Annotated in this window: 22 protein-coding genes and 3 pseudogenes; 12 read left to right on the forward strand and 13 right to left on the reverse strand. The window is 52.5% G+C overall.

Annotated elements, in window-relative coordinates:
- Nucleotides 1-60: 60 nt before the first annotated feature.
- Nucleotides 61-399: an MbeD/MobD family mobilization/exclusion protein gene (locus tag AAZT04_RS24900; RefSeq protein WP_020828287.1), complete on the reverse strand. Its 339-nt coding sequence runs from the start codon at nucleotides 397-399 to the stop codon at nucleotides 61-63.
- 173 nt (nucleotides 400-572) lie between these two features.
- On the opposite strand from AAZT04_RS24900, the gene smrA reads away from it, so the two are divergent.
- A complete protein-coding gene (smrA, locus tag AAZT04_RS24905; protein WP_041415633.1) occupies nucleotides 573-1,145 on the forward strand; it encodes a DNA endonuclease SmrA in 573 nt (190 codons plus the stop codon).
- Between the two features lie 48 nt (nucleotides 1,146-1,193).
- On the opposite strand, the gene AAZT04_RS24910 is transcribed toward smrA, so the two are convergent.
- Nucleotides 1,194-1,607 carry a DoxX family protein gene (locus AAZT04_RS24910; protein ID WP_020828285.1) on the reverse strand — a complete coding sequence of 138 codons (414 nt, stop codon included), beginning with the start codon at nucleotides 1,605-1,607 and terminating at the stop codon, nucleotides 1,194-1,196.
- A gap of 118 nt (nucleotides 1,608-1,725) precedes the next feature.
- On the opposite strand from AAZT04_RS24910, the gene AAZT04_RS24915 reads away from it, so the two are divergent.
- Both AAZT04_RS24915 and AAZT04_RS24920 read left to right on the forward strand, forming a co-directional pair.
- On the forward strand, nucleotides 1,726-2,004 hold the full coding sequence (locus AAZT04_RS24915) for a GNAT family N-acetyltransferase (RefSeq protein WP_020828284.1): 279 nt from the start codon (nucleotides 1,726-1,728) through the stop codon (nucleotides 2,002-2,004).
- Nucleotides 2,005-2,215: 211 nt separating this feature from the next.
- Nucleotides 2,216-2,722 (forward strand): DUF1543 domain-containing protein, encoded by a 507-nt coding sequence (locus AAZT04_RS24920; protein WP_129941730.1) that lies wholly within the window; start codon nucleotides 2,216-2,218, stop codon nucleotides 2,720-2,722.
- 104 nt (nucleotides 2,723-2,826) lie between these two features.
- Here the strand turns inward: AAZT04_RS24920 and AAZT04_RS24925 are convergent, their stop codons facing one another.
- Entirely contained in the window at nucleotides 2,827-3,561 is a 735-nt protein-coding gene (locus tag AAZT04_RS24925) for a class I SAM-dependent methyltransferase (RefSeq protein ID WP_020828282.1), read from the reverse strand.
- Nucleotides 3,562-3,722: 161 nt separating this feature from the next.
- Here AAZT04_RS24925 and AAZT04_RS24930 point away from each other — a divergent pair, with 161 nt between their 5' ends.
- Nucleotides 3,723-4,175 carry a GNAT family N-acetyltransferase gene (locus AAZT04_RS24930; protein WP_115058172.1) on the forward strand — a complete coding sequence of 151 codons (453 nt, stop codon included), beginning with the start codon at nucleotides 3,723-3,725 and terminating at the stop codon, nucleotides 4,173-4,175.
- 26 nt (nucleotides 4,176-4,201) lie between these two features.
- On the opposite strand, the gene AAZT04_RS24935 is transcribed toward AAZT04_RS24930, so the two are convergent.
- The gene (locus tag AAZT04_RS24935) at nucleotides 4,202-4,873 is read right to left on the reverse strand and encodes a winged helix-turn-helix transcriptional regulator (protein ID WP_116691896.1); all 672 of its coding nucleotides are present in this window, start codon (nucleotides 4,871-4,873) and stop codon (nucleotides 4,202-4,204) included.
- Nucleotides 4,874-5,137: 264 nt separating this feature from the next.
- Here AAZT04_RS24935 and AAZT04_RS24940 point away from each other — a divergent pair, with 264 nt between their 5' ends.
- Nucleotides 5,138-5,923, forward strand: coding sequence for a MipA/OmpV family protein (locus tag AAZT04_RS24940; RefSeq protein WP_434682167.1), 786 nt, complete (start codon nucleotides 5,138-5,140; stop codon nucleotides 5,921-5,923).
- Between the two features lie 190 nt (nucleotides 5,924-6,113).
- On the opposite strand, the gene AAZT04_RS24945 is transcribed toward AAZT04_RS24940, so the two are convergent.
- Nucleotides 6,114-7,049 (reverse strand): LysR family transcriptional regulator, encoded by a 936-nt coding sequence (locus tag AAZT04_RS24945; RefSeq protein ID WP_434682170.1) that lies wholly within the window; start codon nucleotides 7,047-7,049, stop codon nucleotides 6,114-6,116.
- Nucleotides 7,050-7,185: 136 nt separating this feature from the next.
- Here AAZT04_RS24945 and AAZT04_RS24950 point away from each other — a divergent pair, with 136 nt between their 5' ends.
- From AAZT04_RS24950 to AAZT04_RS24960, 3 genes are read left to right on the forward strand one after another with little or no spacing between them, the layout of a single operon-like run.
- Nucleotides 7,186-7,839, forward strand: a complete 654-nt coding sequence (locus AAZT04_RS24950) for a DUF3313 domain-containing protein (protein ID WP_262033283.1) — start codon at nucleotides 7,186-7,188, stop codon at nucleotides 7,837-7,839.
- Nucleotides 7,840-7,879: 40 nt separating this feature from the next.
- On the forward strand, nucleotides 7,880-8,230 hold the full coding sequence (locus AAZT04_RS24955; RefSeq protein ID WP_046372809.1) for a DUF3302 domain-containing protein: 351 nt from the start codon (nucleotides 7,880-7,882) through the stop codon (nucleotides 8,228-8,230).
- A gap of 6 nt (nucleotides 8,231-8,236) precedes the next feature.
- Nucleotides 8,237-9,373: an HlyD family secretion protein gene (locus AAZT04_RS24960; RefSeq protein WP_020828275.1), complete on the forward strand. Its 1,137-nt coding sequence runs from the start codon at nucleotides 8,237-8,239 to the stop codon at nucleotides 9,371-9,373.
- 247 nt (nucleotides 9,374-9,620) lie between these two features.
- Here the strand turns inward: AAZT04_RS24960 and AAZT04_RS24965 are convergent, their stop codons facing one another.
- The 6 genes and pseudogenes from AAZT04_RS24965 to AAZT04_RS24990 form a co-directional block, all read right to left on the reverse strand.
- The gene (locus AAZT04_RS24965; RefSeq protein ID WP_065424726.1) at nucleotides 9,621-10,316 is read right to left on the reverse strand and encodes a hypothetical protein; all 696 of its coding nucleotides are present in this window, start codon (nucleotides 10,314-10,316) and stop codon (nucleotides 9,621-9,623) included.
- Nucleotides 10,317-10,729: 413 nt separating this feature from the next.
- A pseudogene (locus AAZT04_RS24970) lies at nucleotides 10,730-11,122 on the reverse strand (winged helix-turn-helix domain-containing protein); the annotation flags it as partial.
- Nucleotides 11,123-11,257, reverse strand: a pseudogene (locus tag AAZT04_RS24975) (SDR family NAD(P)-dependent oxidoreductase); the annotation flags it as partial. It abuts the pseudogene before it with no gap.
- The gene (locus AAZT04_RS24980) at nucleotides 11,250-14,360 is read right to left on the reverse strand and encodes an efflux RND transporter permease subunit (protein ID WP_434682175.1); all 3,111 of its coding nucleotides are present in this window, start codon (nucleotides 14,358-14,360) and stop codon (nucleotides 11,250-11,252) included. The pseudogene AAZT04_RS24975 and the gene AAZT04_RS24980, both read right to left, overlap by 8 nt.
- Complete coding sequence (locus AAZT04_RS24985; RefSeq protein WP_434682177.1) at nucleotides 14,357-15,466, reverse strand: efflux RND transporter periplasmic adaptor subunit; 1,110 nt, start codon at nucleotides 15,464-15,466, stop codon at nucleotides 14,357-14,359. Before AAZT04_RS24985 ends, AAZT04_RS24980 begins: the two co-directional genes overlap by 4 nt.
- A gap of 75 nt (nucleotides 15,467-15,541) precedes the next feature.
- A complete protein-coding gene (locus tag AAZT04_RS24990; protein WP_434682180.1) occupies nucleotides 15,542-16,156 on the reverse strand; it encodes a TetR/AcrR family transcriptional regulator in 615 nt (204 codons plus the stop codon).
- 89 nt (nucleotides 16,157-16,245) lie between these two features.
- Between AAZT04_RS24990 and AAZT04_RS24995 the strand changes: the two genes are divergently transcribed.
- Together AAZT04_RS24995 and AAZT04_RS25000 are read left to right on the forward strand one after the other, a co-directional pair.
- A complete protein-coding gene (locus AAZT04_RS24995) occupies nucleotides 16,246-17,712 on the forward strand; it encodes an efflux transporter outer membrane subunit (RefSeq protein ID WP_434682183.1) in 1,467 nt (488 codons plus the stop codon).
- 75 nt (nucleotides 17,713-17,787) lie between these two features.
- A complete protein-coding gene (locus tag AAZT04_RS25000) occupies nucleotides 17,788-18,066 on the forward strand; it encodes an NAD(P)-binding domain-containing protein (RefSeq protein ID WP_434682186.1) in 279 nt (92 codons plus the stop codon).
- 304 nt (nucleotides 18,067-18,370) lie between these two features.
- Here AAZT04_RS25000 and AAZT04_RS25005 read toward each other — a convergent pair whose 3' ends face one another.
- Nucleotides 18,371-19,030 carry a TetR/AcrR family transcriptional regulator gene (locus AAZT04_RS25005; protein WP_434682189.1) on the reverse strand — a complete coding sequence of 220 codons (660 nt, stop codon included), beginning with the start codon at nucleotides 19,028-19,030 and terminating at the stop codon, nucleotides 18,371-18,373.
- A 120-nt stretch (nucleotides 19,031-19,150) separates the two neighbouring features.
- Between AAZT04_RS25005 and AAZT04_RS25010 the strand changes: the two genes are divergently transcribed.
- Both AAZT04_RS25010 and AAZT04_RS25015 read left to right on the forward strand, forming a co-directional pair.
- Nucleotides 19,151-20,044 (forward strand): NAD(P)/FAD-dependent oxidoreductase, encoded by an 894-nt coding sequence (locus tag AAZT04_RS25010; protein WP_434682191.1) that lies wholly within the window; start codon nucleotides 19,151-19,153, stop codon nucleotides 20,042-20,044.
- 216 nt (nucleotides 20,045-20,260) lie between these two features.
- Nucleotides 20,261-20,479, forward strand: coding sequence for an antibiotic biosynthesis monooxygenase family protein (locus AAZT04_RS25015; protein ID WP_434682197.1), 219 nt, complete (start codon nucleotides 20,261-20,263; stop codon nucleotides 20,477-20,479).
- A gap of 489 nt (nucleotides 20,480-20,968) precedes the next feature.
- Here the strand turns inward: AAZT04_RS25015 and AAZT04_RS25020 are convergent.
- A pseudogene (locus AAZT04_RS25020) lies at nucleotides 20,969-21,148 on the reverse strand (carboxymuconolactone decarboxylase family protein); the annotation flags it as partial.
- Nucleotides 21,149-21,275: the final 127 nt, after the last annotated feature.

Consider the following 21,275-nt stretch of genomic DNA (forward strand, 5'->3'; position numbering starts at 1 on the left):
TTTATTACACTCTCGGAACGCCAGTATTTGGCAGGAGGCGCTGCAGGACAGCGCCCGGTGTCAACGCTGTTCGCCGCTGAAATTGTCGGCTGCCCGCTGCTGATTGCGCAGGTGGTGGTTGAAGCTGGCGGCATCTTTGGCCAGTGCGTCCAGATGGGCGCCCAGCATTTTAATTTGCTTCACCAATGCGTGCTGCTCCGGCACTGAACTGGCGGTGCTCAGCTTGCGTACCAACTGTTCGTTCTGCATACGCAGTGCGACTTCGCGCTGTTTAGCCTCTTCCAGCAACTGCTGCAGGGCCTGATAGCTGTGCTGCCATTCACGGTGCTGCTTTTCGAAGCTGGCCTGCAACTCACTCATGGCATTTTGAAACTGGGTTTCCAGCTCGCGCATTTTCATGGGATCGATCCTTTGCGGCACTCAATAATGGTTTTGCAGTATAACGAAAACTGCACAGAACCTCACCCGTTGACGACGATTGCGGAAAATTCCCGGCTTGCAACCGGAGCTGTGGGTCTTACAATCAGGCTTATTCCGGCATGAAAGGCCTAGTGTCCAAGAGTGGCTTTGAGATGAGCAACCAAGACAAAGATTTTTTTGAACAGGCGATGGCGGATGTCATTCCGTTATCCCGCGGCCCCGAGACGTTGTACTTGAAGCCGCAGGAGACCATGGATAAGCGCGCGCGCCGTGAAGCGCAGGCGCTGCAGCAGGAAAACTTTCTCAGTACCGGCTTTCTCGAACTGATCCCCTGTGAGCAACCGTTGGAATATAAAGGCGAGGGCATTCAACAGGGCGTGCTCGACAAGCTGAGCCATGGCCGCTACCCGCCACAGGCCAGTCTGAACCTGTTGAAACAGCCGGTGGAGGCCTGTCGGCAAGCTCTGTTCCGCTTTATTGTGCAGGCGGAAAAGCAAAGTCTGCGTTCGCTGCTGATCGTTCACGGCCGTGGGCGAGATGATGAAAGCCACGCCAACGTGATCCGCAGCTATGTCGCCAAGTGGCTGGCCCAGTTTGAGCAGGTGCAGGCTTTTTGTCGGGCATTGCCGCGCGATGGTGGTGAAGGTGCCTGTTACGTGACGTTGCGCAAATCTGCACAGGCGAAAGCCGATAACTTCGAACGTCACGCCAAACGTAGTCGATAAACGGGCAACAGAAGGCCAGCCGGTAGCGGGGCCACCGGCTGGTGGGGGTTATTTATTGAAGAATTTATAATCCAGCGAATAACGTCCGGCGCCGGTGACCGCCAGCAGCAACAGCCCGCCAATAATGCTGATGTTTTTGAAGAAGTTTATTTCATTGCCCATCATTTCCATGCCGGTCATTTTCCAGAATGGGTGGCCGATAAACGCGGTGCCGAGTACGTAAAGGGCAAAAATAACCGCGATAGGGCGGGTAAATAACCCAAGAATAAGCGCAATGCCGAAAAAGAACTCCACCACCACGGCGATAATCGCCGCTAAATAAGGCATGGGCGTACCATACCCTTCCATTGCCGTGACGGTTGCACCAAAGCCAACCAGCTTCATCCAGCCAAATATGATAAACAGGATCATCAACAATATTCGGGATAGCAGAATAACGCCGTCTTTTGAGCTTTCACCCATTTTGAACTCCTCAGCCACTGTCACAATTATGTTGTGTTACTGATTAAAGAGTAGACTAATATTGGCTTTGTTGTAGCGACAACCGAGAGTTACGCACTTTTTTATAGGAATAAATTCTATGGATCTTAAATTTTTGGAAGATGAAAAGCGTTTCTATATAAACGATCAGCAGGGGAAGATGATTGCCGAGATATCTTTTGTGCCCAGCGGCGATAAATTAACCATCATTGATCACACCTGGGTTGACGAAGTGCTAAAAGGCCAGGGGGTAGGTAAAAAGTTGGTGGCGCTGGTGGTCGCCAAAATGCGCGCGGAAAACCGCAAAATCATTCCGTTATGCCCGTTCGCCAAACACGAATTCGACACCACGCCAGAATATCAGGATATACGCGCCTGAAATCTAGCGGGGCGTAACCACGTCCCGCTGCTCAGCACATGCCAAAGTTGCTATCACTGCGTTGGCCGGAACCTGCGGTCTTTGCGCGTAATCCATGCTGATAAGCTTTCCCCCCAATAGCGAACTCGCTCTTTGTGGCAGCGCTGGTTGCATAATAATCGCTATATAATATATTGCATAACGACTATTAAAACAGGGGGATAGCAATCTAATGCCGGGATTATTGATGTTCTATGTGGGCGGCACCGCACCGGGTGCCAATATCGAATTGCACGACGTACAATTCGTTGCAGCGGAGCGGCCAGAACAGGCTTATCCCTTGCTGCGCGAGAAATGGTTTGGCGATAAGAACAAGGTGCATGTTGATGGCTATGCGCGTATTGAATGGGCGGATGGCTATGACGTGGCGCTGAAGACTGAGCCGTTCGTCGGGCCGGAGAAGCTGTTCTTCGTTAACGTGGGCGGTTACCGCAGTGACGAGTTGGCTGAGCTGCACGAGTTTGGCCTGTTTGTCGCGCACAGTGCGGATGAAGCCAAAGAAAAAGCCAAGCAGACGCTACTGACCGGCAGCTTCAAGCAGCATAAGGATGATCTGGCTGAGGTGGACGATTGCCTGCTGTTGCAGTCACTGCAGGGATACCATGTACATTTGCAGGCCAATGCGCAGGGTAAAGCGGCGCAACCGCTGTGGCAGGGTTATTTGCCGATCGGCGAGTAGAACGTGATAGCGGCGCCGATGCCTGCAACCGCGCCCTAAGCCATTGGGGGGAGGCAGCCTCCCCAATATTGGATGTGTTCAGGATTTATTGCGGAAAAGAAGCATTAAGCAGGTTTATGAGCGGCGAGAATAAATATCATTGGGCGCTCTTTTTCTTCGTCCAGCGCCGGGTTTTCTGCGATTTGTTGAGCCGAAGGACCCCATTCGTTCAGATAGCTAATGACGAAGCCTTGCCGGATCAGCAAGTTTACGTAGCTGCCAAGCGTGCGGTGCTGCTTGATGACCCCATCTGCCAACCAATTTGAAATCCGCTGACCTTCCTGCTGATAGCCGTTAACCGGCCACGACTTCTGCCCGTTTTGATCGACCCACCATCCCTGATGCTGCGGTGCGGTATAAATGGGGTGCTCAGCGGTGAAGATAAACTGCCCGCCAGCCGCCAGCGCCTGATAAACCGTGGCGAACAACCGCGCCAGATCTTCGATGTAGTGCAGCGTCAGTGAGCTGTAGGCGATATCAAAAGACGCCTGCGGCAACTGAAGCTGTTCCAGATCCTGCTGGCGGTATTCAATGCCGGCATCCTGGGTCATCGATTGCGCTTTACCCAGCATTTTTTCTGAGACGTCCAACCCCAGTACGCTTACGGCACCTTGTTCACGAGCGCTGCGGCAGAACCACCCGTAGCCGCACCCGAGATCGACTACGCGCTTGCCGTGCAAATCCGGCAGTATGCTGCGGATAGTCGGCCATTCCGGTGCGCCGTCCAGCCCGTTCACCGAGCGGCTGAGCTGGGCATAGCCGTCGAAGAAGGCCTGATTGTCATAAATATTTTGCGTCATAATGACTCCTGTTTTGGTGAAATCGCTGCCGGTTAAGGGGCAGCGTTGCCATATTATCTGCCCACCCTGCTGATTTCCATGATAAAGGTCGTGCTAACCTCCACGGGTTACCGCATAATTTTACGCCAGAAAAAGAATGAAAAATCACCTCAGGAAAAGATATGAAGATTATTTCGGTGCGTCAGTCCCCCGAGTTTAAACAGCAAGCGATCGGTTATTTCCAACAGCAATGGGCTTCGGAAGAAACGCTGATGATGTATGAGGATGCCATCACTCGTTGCATCGGTGCTGCTAATCCATTGCCGCAGTGGTATTTGCTGGTGGATAACAGTCAGATCCTGGGGTGCGCAGGATTAATCACCAATGATTTCATTAGCCGCGGTGAACTCTATCCATGGCTGTGCGCGCTGTATGTGGAAGAGGCCCACCGTAACCGCGGTTACGGCACGTTGTTGATTAACCATGTAGCGGATGAGGCTCGCCAGCTGGGTTTCCCACGGTTGCATTTGTGTACCGATCTGGAAGGCTACTACGAGAAACAGGGGTTTGCCTTTAATGGGTTGGGTTACCATCCCTGGGGCGAGGCTTCGCGAGTGTATACACGGGATCTGTAAGAGGATTAACTGGCTCTGATAGCCAGTTAATAACGCTTTGGCAGCCGGTTAACCGCCAGCAAAATACCTTTTTCGACGGTAATATAATCTCCCTTGCGCAGGTCAGATAATATTTTCATGATGCCACTGCGCGAGAGCTGCGTTCGTTGCTGAATATAGCGCGGAACCGTGGTGGATAAGCGAAAGGCTTCTTTTTCATTCATTAGCATCAGCAAGTGATTGCAGACAACCTCGTAGGCATCGTTGCCTGACAATAACCTGTCGCGGATGCTCAGAACTTGGATGACATAGGCTTGTATATGCACTAAGTTTTGCCAAAGGTTTTCCCGTGCCAGCGTTTCCAGTACATCACTTTCCTGGTACATCACCAGTTCAACCGGTGATTCGGCCAGGAAAAAGATCAACTCTTTAGGGAAGAAGGTTTCCGCGATACCGGCGAGCGAGGGTTCTCTAAAATTGGCTATTTTCAAACCATCACTGTCGCGGCATGCGGACATTTCACCGGACTGGAGCAAGAACCAATGCCGAATGCCATTGTGAAATAAGCGAATTTTTTTGCCCGCTGGAAAAGAACATTTTTTACCATAGGGCATTAAGGCATGCTTAATCGCCAATATATGCTCTATCGGCTTATCATCTTTATTAAATAAAGTGGCTGAGTTTCTTTTCCCAAGAGTGAAGGGAACGTCTGTTTCCATAATGTCATGTTCCAGTGGCGTAAATTTATTACGGTGAAGCCAGGGTCGAATTTTTCCGCATACTATATTATGCCTTGTAGCTATGCAATTATGCGGCTCTGTCTGGTGGGTGGTGGCGGGCAGTGAATGGTAAAATAGGGTGAATATGATTAAAAATCAATTTGTTGCCTGGTGTGCATTTTTGGACACTTAAGCCGCTATCAGACAATTACCCTGGTGGAGTAGTATGCACGGCGTTTGATGCTCCCACTATGGATGATAATAATGAAACCGTGCTCAGATTTTCTAACTCCTCGCATTAGGTGGAGTAAGTTTAGTATTTCTCTTTCGCTAATTTTTGCTTACCTTATTTATTCGCCTTTTTCAGTTGCAGCGAGCTGGTCCTTAGGGGCAGCTGCGATGGTGAATGATTATGGTTATGTTGATACCGATGCTAAAACCCAGGGGTTGCCCACGTTAAACTATGAGAAAGGGAACTTTTATATTCACTCTTTGGCGGCGGGATATTATCTGCTGAATATGCCAAAGGATCAGATTTCGATCATCACCTATTATTCCCCCCTTGGTTTTGATCCGGATGATAGCAATAACAGCCAAATGAAAAAGCTGGATAAGCGCGATGGCACATTAATGGCCGGGATGGCCTTCACCCATAAAGAAAAATGGGGGGTTATTCGCGCCTCGCTGGCTGGTGATACCCTTGATAACAGTAACGGTGTGGTAGGGGACGTGGCCTTTTTGTATCCCATCAAGGCGGGCAAGCTACGCCTTGTTCCCGGTATTGGCGCGGTCTACAACAACGGTAACCAGAACGATTACTACTATGGCATTGGCCATGCGGAGGCAAAAAGCAGCGGTTTCTCAACGTATTCGGCCGGAGAGAGCTGGAGCCCTTATGTGGAGCTGAGCGCCAACTACCAGTTTAACGAACATTGGTATGCCTTGGCATCAGTGCGTGCCGTGCAGCTGAGCGGTGAAATCACCGATAGCCCAATGGTGGATAAAGATATCTCCAGCCAGGCTTTACTGGGCGGTGGATACCGATTTTAAGCTACATGTTCGTAAGCCTGTGCCGCCTTCAGGGCATGCGTGCCTGTCTGCTCTGGCGACGCGACCAGGTTGCGAGCGAAGTGACGATCGGGAAAGACCGGTAAACGAGTAACTGTCGACGGTTCGGAAAGACGAACAGCATCACCTCGCTTCGGCGGGGTTTTGCTTTTAGTGTTTGTGGCCGTTATCGCTAAATCAGGCGCTGCTCATGCAATTTCATATTATGCATGATGCTTTCCATCATCACCTGAACCCTGTGGGGTAACACCCCACGCTGGCGATAAATAAGAAAGGCTTGCATATCGATACAGCGCTCACGTTCAATGCAAGGCATCAGTGACCCCGATTCCAGCGCAGAAGCGACGGAGTAATAAGGGGCATAGACGATGCCAAGCCCCTGTTTTGCCAGCTCGATGGCCGGCAGAATATTGTCGCATATGCTGCTGCCGGTGACTGCTACCTGCATCAATTGGCCCTGAGAACTATAACAGCTCCAGGTATTGTGGCTCCCTCCCAGCACCCGCAAGGTAATGCAGCGATGCGCAGTCAGCTCCTCTGGCTCGACAAGAGGGGCGTTCGCGATATAGTCCGGTGAGGCAAATAATCCGACGCGAAAACGGGTCAAGGGCCTGGCGATCAGGCTTTCATTTTGTGGTTCGAAGAAACTGATCAACAGATCGCAGTCACTGTCGAATACCGCACCGTACTTCTTCTCGCGTTCATCCGGATTGCGGGTAACCAAATCGACGATCAGCTCCGGCGATTCGCGTAACAGCGGCGGCAGCAGATAACGGGTCAGGAATGAATGGATACCAATAGGTGCGCCCAGCGTCACCATGCCATTCAGACTGCGTTTATAGGTACCTGATATATCGAGCAGATCGTTATGCTCATCTAAAAGCTGAGTGGCTCGGCGTAAAAATTGTTCGCCAAACTCGGTTAGCGACAAGCTGCGCGGGGTGCGTAAGAAGATCTCCAGGCCAAGCCGGCGCTCCAGCGCCGTCAGGGTGCGCGACACATTTGACTGTGGCATGTCTAGCCGCTGAGCGGCCTTGCTGACGCTGGCCGTTTCGGCAATGCAGCGAACGATCCTGAGTTCGTCGATCTTGAAGTCTTTTGATTTCACTCTACGCGCCAGTCTGATTTTGTATATCAAAAATGATATACATTTTTGCCTGTATTGTCATATGACTTATCAGTCACTAGCGGGTACTATTTCGATTAATTATTTATTGCTTATTAAATTAATATTGGAAGTTATGATGAGAAAAAAACGTGCGGCCATTTTTCCCTTGGTATTCATTCTGGCCGCTTGTTCATCCAAGGTCACCGAAAAAGAAAAGTATTCTACGTTCCTGAATAATTACAATGATATTACCCAGGGGAAATCGGCCTCCGGTAAGGACGTTTTATATTGGAAGCAAACTAACGTTGACTATTCTAAATATAAATATTTGGTTTATCAGCCGATGATCTATTTCCCGCGTCCGAAACCCACTGAGATGGTAAGCCAGCGCGCACTTGATAATATCCTGAACTACACTAACCAGCAGTTTAAGCAGTCCATGGCATCCCATTTTATCTTGGAGGATGTGCCACGTGAAAATACGCTTATTTTCCGAGGGGCTATAACGGCTATCGATACCCATAAAAAAGGGCTTCAGGTGTATGAGGTATTGCCAATCACGCTGCTGGTGGCGGCAACACAGAGCGTAACCGGTCACCGCACCATGGAGAGCTCTGTGTATATGGAAGGCGAGTTTATCGATGCTTCGACTAATCAGCCGGTTATCAAAGTGGTGCGCAAAGCGTCCGGAAATAATTTGAATAATGAAAAGGCAAAACTCACCGTAGACGATGTTAAAAATGCCATTGATATCATTGCCAAAGATATCAAAGAGTATAAGACAACATAAGCCTCGATGCGTTATTTAGCGTGACCAGCCAGGGTGTAGCATGTTTCTAGATTATTTTGCTTTAGGCGTATTGATCGCCGTGTTTTTGATTTTATTTTACGGCGTGATAATTATTCACGACATTCCTTATTTGCTGGCCAAAAAACGGCAACATCCCCATCAGGATGCCATTCACGTTGCAGGCTGGGTCAGCCTGTTTACCCTGCATGCTATTTGGCCACTGCTGTGGATTTGGGCGACGTTATATCGGCCAGAGCGGGGATGGGGCATGAGCGAGAAGGCCGAACACCCTGAAGTGCTGCAAGCGCGAATTCATCAGTTACAAAGCGAGTTACAGCGAATGCAGATGCCCGTTGCAGATGAAAGCTCGTCGTCCAATAAAGGGTGTTGAAAGGGTATGGATCTCTTAATTATTCTCAGCTACGTAGCGCTGAGCTACGGCGTTTTCAAACTGTTCCGTATCCCCATCAATAAATGGACCGTGCCGACCGCAGTATTGGGCGGCATTTTTATCGTAGGAGCTTTGATTCTGGGGATGAATTACAACCATCCTTATACCTACCGGGCGCAGAAAATCGCTGTTTCGGTGCCCATTGTTCCCCAGGTATCGGGAGTGATTGTCGAGGTTACGGATAAGACCAATGTGCTATTGCATAAGGGCGATGTGCTGTTTCGCCTGGATGATACCCGCTACCGTGCCCGGCTGAACAAGCTGCAGGCAGATCTTGCCAGCGCGCAGGCGGATGTCAGAACACGACAGGCTACGCTAAATGAGTCCTCGGCCAATGTGCAGCGGGTTTATGCCGAGTATGAACGCACGCGCCAGGATTATCAGCGTTACGCCAAAGGCGCGGCAATGGCAGTTAACCCTTTCTCGGAACAAGACATCAGTCATGCACGGCAGCAGTATCAAGCGCAATCTGCAGCGCTGCAGGCTGCCAAAGCTCAGCATCAGCAGGCGCAGGAGCGGCTTTCGGGCCACTACAACGGTGAGGACGCCCGCATTGCCAGCCTGAAATCACAGATTGCGGAAGCGACCTACAATTTGGAACAAACGACCATTCGAGCACCCAGCGAGGGTTATGTTACCCAGGTGCTGGCTCGGCCTGGCACCACCGCAGTGCGCTTGCCGTTCAAGCCGGTGATGATTTTTATTCCGCAGCAAAAACGGCAGGTGGTGGCGGTATTCCGTCAAAACTCGATCCTGCGTTTAACCCAGGGCGATAAAGCCGAGGTGGTATTTAACGGCTTGCCGGGGAAAATCTATGGCGGCTCGGTCACGCGGGTGCTGCCGATAGTCCCCGACGGCAGCTATCAGGCCAGTGGTGTTATGCAAGGGCTAAACGTTGGCGCTCAGCAGGAAGGTGTTTACGTGATGATCGATTTAGACCCTGTTCCCGCGCTGGACAAATTGCCCGATGGCGTTACCGCACAGGCTGCGGTCTACACCGAGCACTTTGAGCATCTTTCCATCATGCGCAAAGTCCTGCTGCGCATGACCAGCTGGCTGCATTATCTCTATCTGGATCACTAACGACCAGTGTGCGCTACAGACACAAAAAAGCCCGCAACGTGAATTGCGGGCTTTTTCGTTATTGCCACCGGATCTATCTGGGGTCACCGGTGACCTATTTGGGGCTGGGGGAGTCTGAATGATTTGATTAATTTATTGTAATCATTGATAAAAATCGAATTCAAGCTTGTAGGATATACCTAAGCGTATACCAATGCAGAAAAGTGATACCGATTTAGAGGGCGATTTTAGAATTCGGCATCAGCAGTTAGCGCATTTTTTCCCATGCTTGTTTGATGAGCTGCACATCAGGTTTGAAGCGCGACATGTGGCGGATACCTACCACAGGCACATCGAATTGCTTAAACCGTGCCGTAAAGCCGAATGTGGAGTAGTAGCTGTTTCGGCTTATGTACTCGGGTTCATCGACATCGCCGAATGTTTTTAATAACAAGCGAGCTGCTGAGTGAGAGTTCATTCCGTTACTATAAGCAATAATTAGTTCAGGTTTACATAGGGGGACGGTAATGTTTTCAAAGAAACCCATCGATTTTTCAATCAGCCGATCCAAGCTGCCAATTGCGCTCTCTTGAGCACTTTTTTTGAGCGACAGGGCATCCTTAGAACACATGAGTAGCGCATTGGTGTAGACAGTATCTTGCCATCTAAAGCCTAGCTGTTCAGGGACGGATTGCAGGCGGTTTGCCAAATGTTTGATACCCCATTCACCTTCAGTACCTGCCTGAACATTAGAGAAACAAGGTGAATTAAAACCGTTTATCACTGCTTCAGCATTTGTAAAACCGCCATCTGCTGATGAGCCGTTGAACCCGACCATGATTAAACGCTTTCTTGTTGGTTTAGCTGCTAACAACTCGAAGGAACAATCATAAGGACGGCCGGGTAGTTCGCTTAAATCATGCCGTCCTAAACCTTCTAAAATTATTTTCTTGGTCGTTTCCATCTTAACGGTTATCCCATCAAAGAGTCTTTTTTGGCTCTGCCACATGATAGAGCCAATCTGCCATTTTGCTCAGAAAAAAAGATTTATAGGAAAACTGTTCACCCTATACACCTTTTAAATTAATCCTTTTATTTCAATGTATTGATGGGTGTATAGCTACCTTCTCGGTGTACACCCCTGTTCACCAACAGGGTGAACAGCCTGAACCGCAGGCACAAAAAAACCGGCCTGAGCCGGTTTGGGGAGCGCTTGTCGTTATGATATTGGCCGTTCAGCGGCCGATAGGATGCCCTGGTGTTGCTGCGTGTATTCGGGTCACTGCCACTATAGGCGGCGTGGCGATTGAGCGTCCAATGGGTTCGGCAGATCAATAAAGGCCTATTGATCGGCCCGGCCGATCGACCCGTTTATCGTCACACCGCCCCGCGCTTCGGCAGCCAGTCCGCTTCGCACTCTTCACTCAATATCAGGTTGGTTTGTATTCCCTGCTTGGTGCGGCGTTTCAGCAGCGTGTGCTCATACTCTTTCAGCGTTTGCGGCACCGCCTGGCCGAACGCCGTCAGGTTCATCACATGCTGATAGCCCCGTGCCGCCATAAACGACAGGTAGGCGTGGTACAGGTAGCGGGGTGGGTTCGGCGGGGTGATGTTGGCATTACCGATCATCATCCCTTCCGGGGTGCCCAGCACCGTCAGATAGCCACAAAAATCGACCAGCGGATCGGCATGCCGTTTGATTTCCAGGGCTTCCGCCGAACTCTGCTGCGCCTGGAGCAGTGCACGCGCATCATTCGGGTTCCTCCACCGCACCAATGGAGAAGCTGCGTTGATATCCCTGGCGGTACCAAATACCTGACAACCTCTGGCTTCAAAGGCCTGGGCTACCGCCCTGCCAATGCCTGATGAAACGCCGGTAATCAGAACGACTTTATGTTCAGACATTTTTTAATCCTTCAGAAGTGGAATGGTTTTCCGTTGACGAGGTTGAATCCGGGCTCTTTATCCGGAACCAGATGGCATACATGGCAGGCAGGAATACCAGCGTAATGATGGTCCCCCCCAGTGTCCCGCCTATCAGGGTGTAGGCAAGGGTTCCCCAGAACACCGAATGTGTTAACGGGATAAAGGCCAGAATGGCGGCCATCGCCGTGAGCAGTACAGGCCTGGAGCGTTGTACCGTTGCCTCAATGACCGCATGAAAGGGTTCAAGCCCTTCCTGCTCGTTATGATGGATCTGCCCGATGAGTATCAGCGTGTTACGCATCAAAATCCCTGACAGGGCAATCAGACCAACCAACGCATTGATGCCAAAGGGCTGGTTGAAGAGCAGCAAGGTTGGCACCACGCCTACCAGTCCCAGAGGTGCAGTCATAAACACCATTACCATCGCTGCCATTGAACGCACCTGAAGGATAATGATCAGCAGTGTAATGGCTATCATGATAGGGAATAACGGTATCATCGCTTGGGTCGCTTTCCCCGACTCCTCAATCGAGCCAGCCTCCTCAATACGGTATCCATCCGGAAGCGTTGTGATGATGGGCTGCAGCTGCTTCATAATCGCAGTGGAGACATCCGGCGGCTGCATGGACTCGGCGATATCGCCCCGCACGGTAATGGTTGGCGTACGGTCACGACGTCGCAGGACCGGGTCTTCCATACGTACTTCGACCTCGCCAACCTGCGATAGCGGAATACGCTGCCCTGCGGAGCCGACCAGGGTGAAATCCCCTATTTTCGCCGGATCAAGCCTGATATCGCCGGCAGCGCGTCCCATGACCTGTACCGAACGGATATCTTCGCGCACCGCGGTGATCGGAACGCCCGAAAGCAGAAACTGAAGCTGTTGGGCTACTGCATTTGACGTCAGCCCCACCGCCTGCAGGCGGTCCTGATTCAGGGTGAAATGCAGTGTCGGCACGCGTGAGCCCCAGTCCGTATTGACCGTTCTCATCAGCGGACTGGCCTGCATCAGCGTTTTCACATTATCTGCAATGTCCCGTAATACCGTCGGATCCGGCCCTGTCACACGAAAAGCAACCGGATAGGGTGAATACGGGCCAAATACCAGCTGGGTCACGCGAACACGTGCCTCCGGTGCCAGCTCGTCAGCCGCAGCCTGGCGAAGACGGAATTTGAGCGCTTCACGGGATTCCTGACTGTCCGTCAGGATAACAATTTTCGCAAAAGAGGGATCGGGCAGTTCCGGCGCCATGGCGAGATAAAAGCGGGGTGACCCTTGTCCGATATACGAGGTCACGATTTTTGCTTCTTTCTGGCGCTTCAGCCAGTCCTCAATTTTCGTCACGGCGGCGCTGGTTTGTTCGATGGAAGTGCCATACGGCATCTGCACTTCCACGAGGACCTCAGGCCGGTCAGACGTCGGGAAAAACTGTTTTTTCACCAGCGACATGCCGAGAATGGCAACGGTAAATACCGCGATGACAGAACCTGCGACCAGCCATTTTCGCGCGATGACCCGCGTCAGCAACTGACGAAAACGGTTGTAGCGGCGGGTGTTGTAGATAGCATCGTGCCCCCCTTCAACCGTTTTGATGTCTGGCAGCATTTTCACCCCGAGATACGGCGTAAACACCACCGCCACCACCCAGGAGGCGATTAAGGCAATTCCCACAATCCAGAACATGTTGCTGGTATATTCACCCGCTGTGGATTGCGCAAAACCGTTGGGCATAAAGCCGACGGCCGTGACCAGCGTACCGGCCAGCATAGGCGCAGCGGTGTGGCTCCAGGCATACGCCGAGGCTTTTATTCGGTCGTATCCCTCCTCCATTTTCACCACCATCATTTCGATGGCAATGATGGCATCATCCACCAGTAGCCCCAGCGCCAGGATGAGCGATCCCAGGGTTATTCGGTCAAAATTCTTGCCCGTGGCTTCCATCACCACAAAAACGGCAGCCAATGTTAAAGGTACCGCAGCGGCAACCACGACACCGACGCGCCAGCCCATACTGAGAAAGCAGACCACCATCACGACCAGCAGCGCCACAAAAAACTTGATCATGAACTCGTCTACGGCGGAGCTGATGTTAACTGACTGATCGGTGACTTTCGCGAATGTCATGCCGAGTGGCATGCCCGCATTGATACTGGCGGCTTCCTTATCCAGCGCTTTACCCAGCTCCAGACCGTTCCAGCCCTCACGCATCACGATACCCAGCAGAAGTGCAGGTTCGCCCTGATTACGCACCATAAAGGTCGCCGGATCTTCGTAGCCGCGATCGACCGTTGCCACATCGGAAAGCTTCAGCGTCCTTCCCTGCACCACAACCGGCGTTTCACGAATTTTCTCCAGCTTGTCAAACGCCCCATCCAGACGGATAAAAACCTGTGGCCCACGAGTGTCTATCGAGCCGGCAGGTGTCAGCATGTTCTGGTTGTTCAGGGCAGCAAAGATATCCTGAGCAGAGACCCCCAGGGTTGCCAGACGGTCATGGGAAAATGAGACAAAAATCCGCTCGGCCTGCTCACCGATAATATTGACCTTTTTCACCCCGGGAACATGCAATAAGCGCTGGCGTAATGACTCGGCATCGCGCACCAGTAGCCGCTGTGGCTCTCCTTTTGCCTTCAGCGCAAAGAGCGCAAACGTGACATCCGAGAACTCATCGTTGACCATCGGTCCTGATACTCCTGCCGGCAGGTTTTTGGCCTCATCGCTGAGTTTTTTGCGTGCCTGATAGAATTCTTCCTGGACCTCTGAGGGGGGAGTACTGTCCAGCAATGAGAGCATAGTAAAAGCCAGACCTGGACGCGTGTAGGTCTCTGTACGGTCATACCACTTGAGCTCCTGAAGACGTTTCTCCAGCGGTTCGGCTACCTGATCCTGCATTTCCTGAGCCGTCGCGCCTGGCCAGGCAGAAATGATGGTCATCTGCTTGACCGTAAAAGGCGGATCTTCTGCGCGCCCCAGTCCAAGGAACGAGAGAATACCGGCAACCGTAATCAGCAGAATGAGAAACAGTGTGATGGAACGCTCGCGCACCGCGAGCGCGGAAAGATTGAAGCGCCCGCGGCTCATGGACGACTCCCGGCGACACTGACATCGCTCTGCTTCGCCAGCCGGACAGTCTCACCGTCATGGAGCAGATGAGCCCCCAGCGCCACGACCTGTTCGCCGGGCTTAAGGCTGCCGGTCACGCTTGCCGCATCATCCCCGAGGCTGACGACCTGCACGGGCAGCCATGTCACTCTGGCGGGATTGCCTGAAATGCGCCAGACCCCCGGGCCTTTACCCGCGTCAAACACGGCAGCTAAAGGCACCTGCAGCAACGGCTGGGATGATCTACTCTGCGCAATATGGATGGTGACAGTGGATCCCAGAGGGGCGCCAGACAAGGGACCGTTGAGCACGTACCTTGCCTCAAACGTGCGCGTTAGCGGGTCGGCTGCATCAGAGAGTAACCGCAGTGTCGCGGAAACAGATTGTGTATCGCTGCCGTACAGTGAGGCCTGTGCCGCACTTCCAACTACCGGGCGCAGCGTCTCAGGCAACTGGACGACCGCTTCGCGTTGTCCAGCCCTCGCAAGCCGGATAACCAGTTGTCCGGCACTGACCACCTGACCTGGTTCGGCCAGCGTTTCCATGACCACGCCGTCAGCATCGGCCACCAGGACCGCGTAGCTCATGGCGTTTTGCGCCACATTCGCCTGCGCCTGGGCGGCACTGAGGTCAGCCCTGGCCGTGTCTGCGGCAGCCTTAATCTGATCGTAAGCGGATGCCGATACAGCACCTGCGGTGACCAGACCGCGATAACGCGATTCGTCATCCGCTGTCTGGCGGGCACGCGCTTTTGCTGCGGCGACAGCCTGCTGTTGAGCCTGAGCCTGCAGGCTCAGATCAACCGGGTCCAGACGCATTAACGGCTGACCACGTTTTACGGCCTGGCCGGTATCAACGAGACGTTCCAGGATTTTGCCCTGGACCCTGAAACCAAGGTCGCTCTGAATTCGTGCCACAACCACCCCCGTAAAAGCGCGGGAAAAGTCGGTTGCATTGATCGCTGCGGCAGACCTGACCAGAGGTGGCAGACTGCGTGGATCGCTGTTATCGGAAGCATCACCGCAGGCCACAAGGGCAAACGGCAACAGGCAGACAGCAAAGGTGACAGGTTTAAGCCCGAGCATGGGTTCCCTTAATGAATTAAACAGGACAGGGACCCATACTCATGCTTGTGACCAATATTGTCAATAGTCACAGCATCAGGGTGACAAACTTCTCAGAATCAGTGATGGCAGCAACACCGCCGCTCCCTGGGCGGTTTCCAGATTATATTGCAGCAGAACCGGGCTGATATAGGGACGCATGACCATAAAAATCGCATCCGCCGTCTCGTCCAGTGGCGTTTTTCTTTCGAACTCACCAGCCTGGCGCCCTTCAACAATGATCTGCTCAATAAGCTGCCGCAGGAGCTGCTCATGAGCTTGTGCTGAGGGCCATTTATCACGCACAGCAACGGCCGCGATGTCGTGCAACTTACGGTCATGAAAAAATAAATCGCAGCCGGATTCTGACAATGCCCTGAATAACCGCCTTATTTTCTCTGAGGCTGTGGGCGCATCCACAATCGCTGCGTTGACAATGTCCCTTATGATTGCCAGCCGGTTAGCACAGATCACTTCTCCGATAGCCTGTTTGGAATCGAAAAACTTATAGATATAAGCCTTTGAAAAACCAATTGCTTTGGCGAGGTCTGAGACAGTTGTTTTTTCGTAGCCAAAGTGACCGAAATGCTCAGTGGCTGCATCAACGACCTGATCGCGGACATTATGATCGGAAGGTCCCCTGGAAGGGGTTTCATTCATTTTTTTAGTCATTTTTCCATCTTAGCTCAATGAAGCTCGATTGACAACGAGTGACCATTTGGTAATGTGGTCACAACTCAAATTCGACTCAAGGGTTCTTCATGTTTTCCCTAAATACACTTGCACTCATTGTAGGTGCCCTCACTCTGGCAGGCTGTACCGTTGGGCCAGATTACCATCTCCCTGCGGCTCCGCTTGCGGAACGTTATCAGGCTCAATCGGCCTTACAGCAACGCAGCACTCCCCTGCCTGCCAGTTTATCTGTCTGGTGGGAGGGTTTCAGAGACCCCCTGTTGAGCAGACTCATTTCAGATGCACTTGCGCAAAATCTCGACCTTGCACAGTCTTCCGCCAGAATGGCTCAGGCCCGGGCCGGGCTGGGAGCCGCAACAGCGGCACTGTTACCGTCCGGGAGTGTCAGTGGGCAAGCGGCGCGCGCCTATCAGTCGGTTGAAACACCATTGGGTCAGGTGGTCAATTCAACGCCGGATTATAATCGCTACGGCAATTCCTATGAAACCGATCTCAATGCGAGCTGGGAGATAGACCTGTTCGGTGGCCTGCGGCGCAGCCGCCAGGCGGCCCAGGCCGATTATCAGGCTTCTGAGGCCGGTGTCGCGGCGACACGTCTTGCTGTCGCCGCGCAGACTGCGGATATCTATATCACCCTGCGTGGATTACAGGCCCGTCTGGATATTGCGAATAAACAGGTCATCACAGAACAGCAACTGCTGGAAAAAATTCAGCGTTTATACAGCAAAGGTCTGGCACCGGCATATCAGGTCCGCCAGGCTGAAGGCGCGCTGGCACAGGTGCGGGCAACAGTACCGGTTCTGAACAACGGACTTGATGCCGCCATGAATGCGCTGGATGTTATGCTCGGCACCCCGCCCGGGAGGCACAGGGCTCAGCTCTCTTCGCCGGGCGCTATTCCGCAGACACCCGAAATCACCGCAATGGGTACACCTGCAGATCTGCTTCGCCGCAGACCCGATATTATTGTGGCCGAACGTCATCTGGCCGCATCAAGCGCCCGTATCGGTGTGGTTGTCAGCGAGTATTATCCAAAGTTTTCCCTTAACGCGCTGCTTGGCAGCGCAACGGCAGTGTCAGGTGATAATCTTTTCACTGCCGGTGCCAGCCAGTCGTCGGGTGTGCTGGGATTACGCTGGCGGCTTTTTGACTTTGGTCGTATTAACGCCCAGATAGAGCAGGCTAAAGGCCAGGAAGCAGAAGCGCTTGCCGCTTATCGTCTGTCAGTGTTACGCGCAACCGAAGATGTTGAGAATGCCTTCTCGGCACTGGTCAATCGCCAGACACAAGCAGCCACACTGAGCCGCGGTGAAACCGCCCTGTCCAGTGCCCGACAGTCTTCTTTTATCGCTTTTCAGCAAGGAACAGCCAGCCTGATTGACGTGCTGCACAACGATGAAACGCTTCTCCAGGCTTCCGATGCCAGAGCGCAGGCGCAGACAGAATCGGCCCGTGCAGCAGTGGCGACATTCAGGGCGCTGGGCGGTGGGTGGCAAACGTCATTACCTGACGAAATAACAAATAAATCCGGTTAAAGGAGCCCGCTGGTTTTATCAGTACGAGCAAAAAATTATTTATTCACATGAGCGTAACGGAAAAACGGTGGCTATATGATGACGCGAATTGGCATTCTTGGAATAAATGATCTGACTGAAACCTTTCTGTCTGAATTATTCCGCCTTGACCCTCACGCTTATGTTTTTCTTTCATCCGGGGAGCATGAGCGCGCAAACCTGCTGGCAAGGAAGTTTCCGTGCTGGATTCAGGATGATGTTCAGGCGGTAATTAACGAAGCAGATACCATTATCATTACGACAGGAACATCTTCCTCTGAAAACCCGCAGGAAAAACTCGAGTACCGAAAATCACAATTAGTCTTTTTTTTGTAAGCATGGCCATCAATAAACCGTCAGGTAATTTCACCCCAGACGGATAAAAAAATAAACTTTACAACCAGACACGTGGCGCTGGCTAACATTTCACCATTCATTCATTTAACAGAAGTGCAGATTGATGATTATCTTTTTATTCTTAAGGTCCTGTTAGTGGCAATGAAACCCGTGCATACGCTTGATGTCAATTTCAGATCGTCATCTGAATGAACCTTATCTTGACAGCAATCTTTGCAGGTGCCAGCTAAGACGCCCGGGCGTTACGCTGCGACCAGGATGGAACCGGGAATATGTGGCAGGATCACATCCGCGATAGCGTACCCAGGATGCCACCGTGCGCAACGATGAACATGGCAACGGCCGACCGACAATAGGATTCGATTTCGTTGTCATCCTCTGCTCTGGTCTCATCAAAGCGCGCGATCATCAGAAGGTCGGAACCTTTGAAAAGCGCGGCAAACAAGCGAGCGGACTGAAGAGGATCGGGAACGTTCAGAAGCTGCTTCGCGTGCAACTGGCGCAGGAGGACCTCGATTTGGGCGATGACATGAGCGGGTCCGGCTTCGTAATGGAGTTTGCTTAGCGACTTTTGATTCGTCTTATCAGCCATGACCATGGCTTCGACACTACTGACGTCTGATCTCAACAGCGTGCGAAGCAGTAATGATCCCACCGCCATCAGTTGATCTTCAACCGAACCATCGACGCCTTCAAGAAGGGCCTGTGGTGCAAACAACTGATGGCAGCCAGCCACGATGGCCGCACTGAACAGCGCCTCCTTGTTATCGAAGTGCCGATAGATGCTGAGTTTGGATATCTTTGCTCGCTGGGCGATTTTGTCCAGTGTCGTCGCCTGAAATCCTAATTCCACAAAGAGTTCGGACGCGGCGTCGATGATTATCTGGCCAAGCGCTTCGTTGACGGGCCGGCCTCGCCGGGTCTGGCTGTTTTCATTGGTCACTAAATATAGTCCTTGACAGTATCATAATTGCATAATTAAGATACCACGCAGTTTCATAAATATGCAAGCTGCGCCAGACTCAGCCCATCTACCTCCATCCAAAACCCGGAGCCAATCACCATGAATGACGTCATTATCATCGGCGGCAGCTTTGCAGGCCTCGCCGCCGCCCTGCAGCTTGGCCGTGCCCGCCGCACGGTCACCGTTCTCGATACCGGCCTTCAGCGCAACCGCTTCGCTAGCCGCTCGCACGGTGTGCTCGGCCACGATGACAAGCCACCGTCCGACATCCTGGCTGCGGCGCGGCAGCAACTCGCACGCTACCCTGCTATCAGGATAGTTAATGCACGCGCGGACAGCATCTCCGGTACCATCGACAATTTCTCCATTCTCACTGGCGATGGTGAAACCCTGAGTGCGCGCCGCCTGATCCTCAGCTATGGCGTTGTTGACCAGATGCCTGATATTCCTGGCTTTGCTGAAGGCTGGGGGACAACCGTCATCCCATGCCCCTATTGCGACGGCTTCGAAGTTGCTGACCAGCACTGGGGCCTCGTCTGGTCTGGCCCGCAGTCGATGAATCAGGTCAGGCTCTTCCATGACTGGACCGACAGGTTAACGGTCTTCAGCAATGGTCACGACACCCCCCCCGACATACGGGCCGATCTGGCGGCCCGCCAGGTACCTCTCGTTGATGGCCGGATCACCGAAATCGCACGCCACGGGAGGCATAGAGCCACCATCAGGCTCGATACCGGCCCCGATGTCGCAGTCGATATCCTGTTCGCGCATCCGCGTACCATTCCGTCCGCAAGCCTTCATGACGCACTGGGCCTCGCCACGGTCAATACGCCAACCGGCATCGCCCTCAGGACCGACGAGCGCCGCGAAACCAGCATGCCCGGTATCTACGCCGCCGGTGACCTTGCCAACCCCGGAATACCCTCGGTCACCACGGCAACATGGCAGGGCGTGATGGCAGGTATTTTCGCCCAGCAGTCGATGCTCGTCTGAGTGCAGGCAGCATCGATCAATCCGGTTCAATTTCACAATAGACAGGAGCGCCACCATGGCTGCCATAAAACCATTCACACCTTTAGACGAAAAATTTCCGTTTGACCGCCAACTCGGTATTGCGGCCACACCTCTCGTGCTAATCAACTTATTACGGTCATCGATCCCGCCGACGAAGCGGGCTTTCTGGATACTTTCCGGGCGGCTGCAGAAGTCATAACGAAGGCACCGGGCTTCATTTCCATGCAACTACATCGGGCGCTCGGCGATAGCCCGACTTACCTGAAATATGTAGTGTGGGAATCCACCGAAGCAGTCCGCGCCGCCTTTGCTGATCCCGGGTTCCTCGCGAAACTTCCGGCTTATCCTTCATCCGTCGTGGCCAGCCCGCACCTGTTCCAGAAGGTCGCCGTTCCCGGCTTCTGCACGGCCTGACCCCGGAAATATGGCAAGGCGTGAAGCCGGGAATCTTCGCCAGCAGTCGATGCGGTTTTGAGAGCATAGATTCTTCTCCGGTTGTGTCGTCGCCTTCGCAGAGATTGGTGTAGATCAGAGAGGTGCAATACATATCGTCGAGTTTGACGGAGTGGCAGGATCGCTGCTCGCTCGACTTGCGGCGCCAGAGACGATCATACGCGGGTCTGGTGTCTTAGCTCTGATATTGAGTATCGTCATATTTGAGTCACTGCAGATTTGACGCACATGAACGCGCCAATTCATCGTCCGCTCCTCGCTCACAGCGGACATTTAGCTCAGTTAGCTTGCCCACTCCGTGCCAAAAGCGGACATTACTGACATCACTGTGAGATAACCATCTGCGGGCAGGTTAAGGTGTATTACGTGGTTATAGCCACGATTTTCTGTATGAAGAGGCAGAGAAAAAATACGGAAGGCCCCACTAAAAGCGGGTCCTTCCTGAAGATTTTATCCTTTACTGGACGACCGATTACGCACTACCTCACCCACAACCGGGGCAGCGGTAAATGCATTTGGCCAGCCAGCGTAGAACGCGGCCTGGGTAACTATCTCACCAGCCTCCGCAGCTGAAAGACCATTATCCATCGCTCTGTTGAGGTGATAGCCAATCTGTGCACTTTGTCCGGATGTAGTGGTCAAGTAATATTGGCCACGGTTTTACAGTAAAAACGGTATCTGTTCTCTGATTCTTCCGGCGTCAGTCCACCGTTGTAATGGTGAGGCCTGACACTATTGTAGTAGTTCAATATATAAT

The sequence above is a fragment of the Serratia sp. Je.1.23.a genome (assembly GCF_051129805.1).
Classification (GTDB): Bacteria; Pseudomonadota; Gammaproteobacteria; order Enterobacterales; family Enterobacteriaceae; genus Serratia; species Serratia liquefaciens.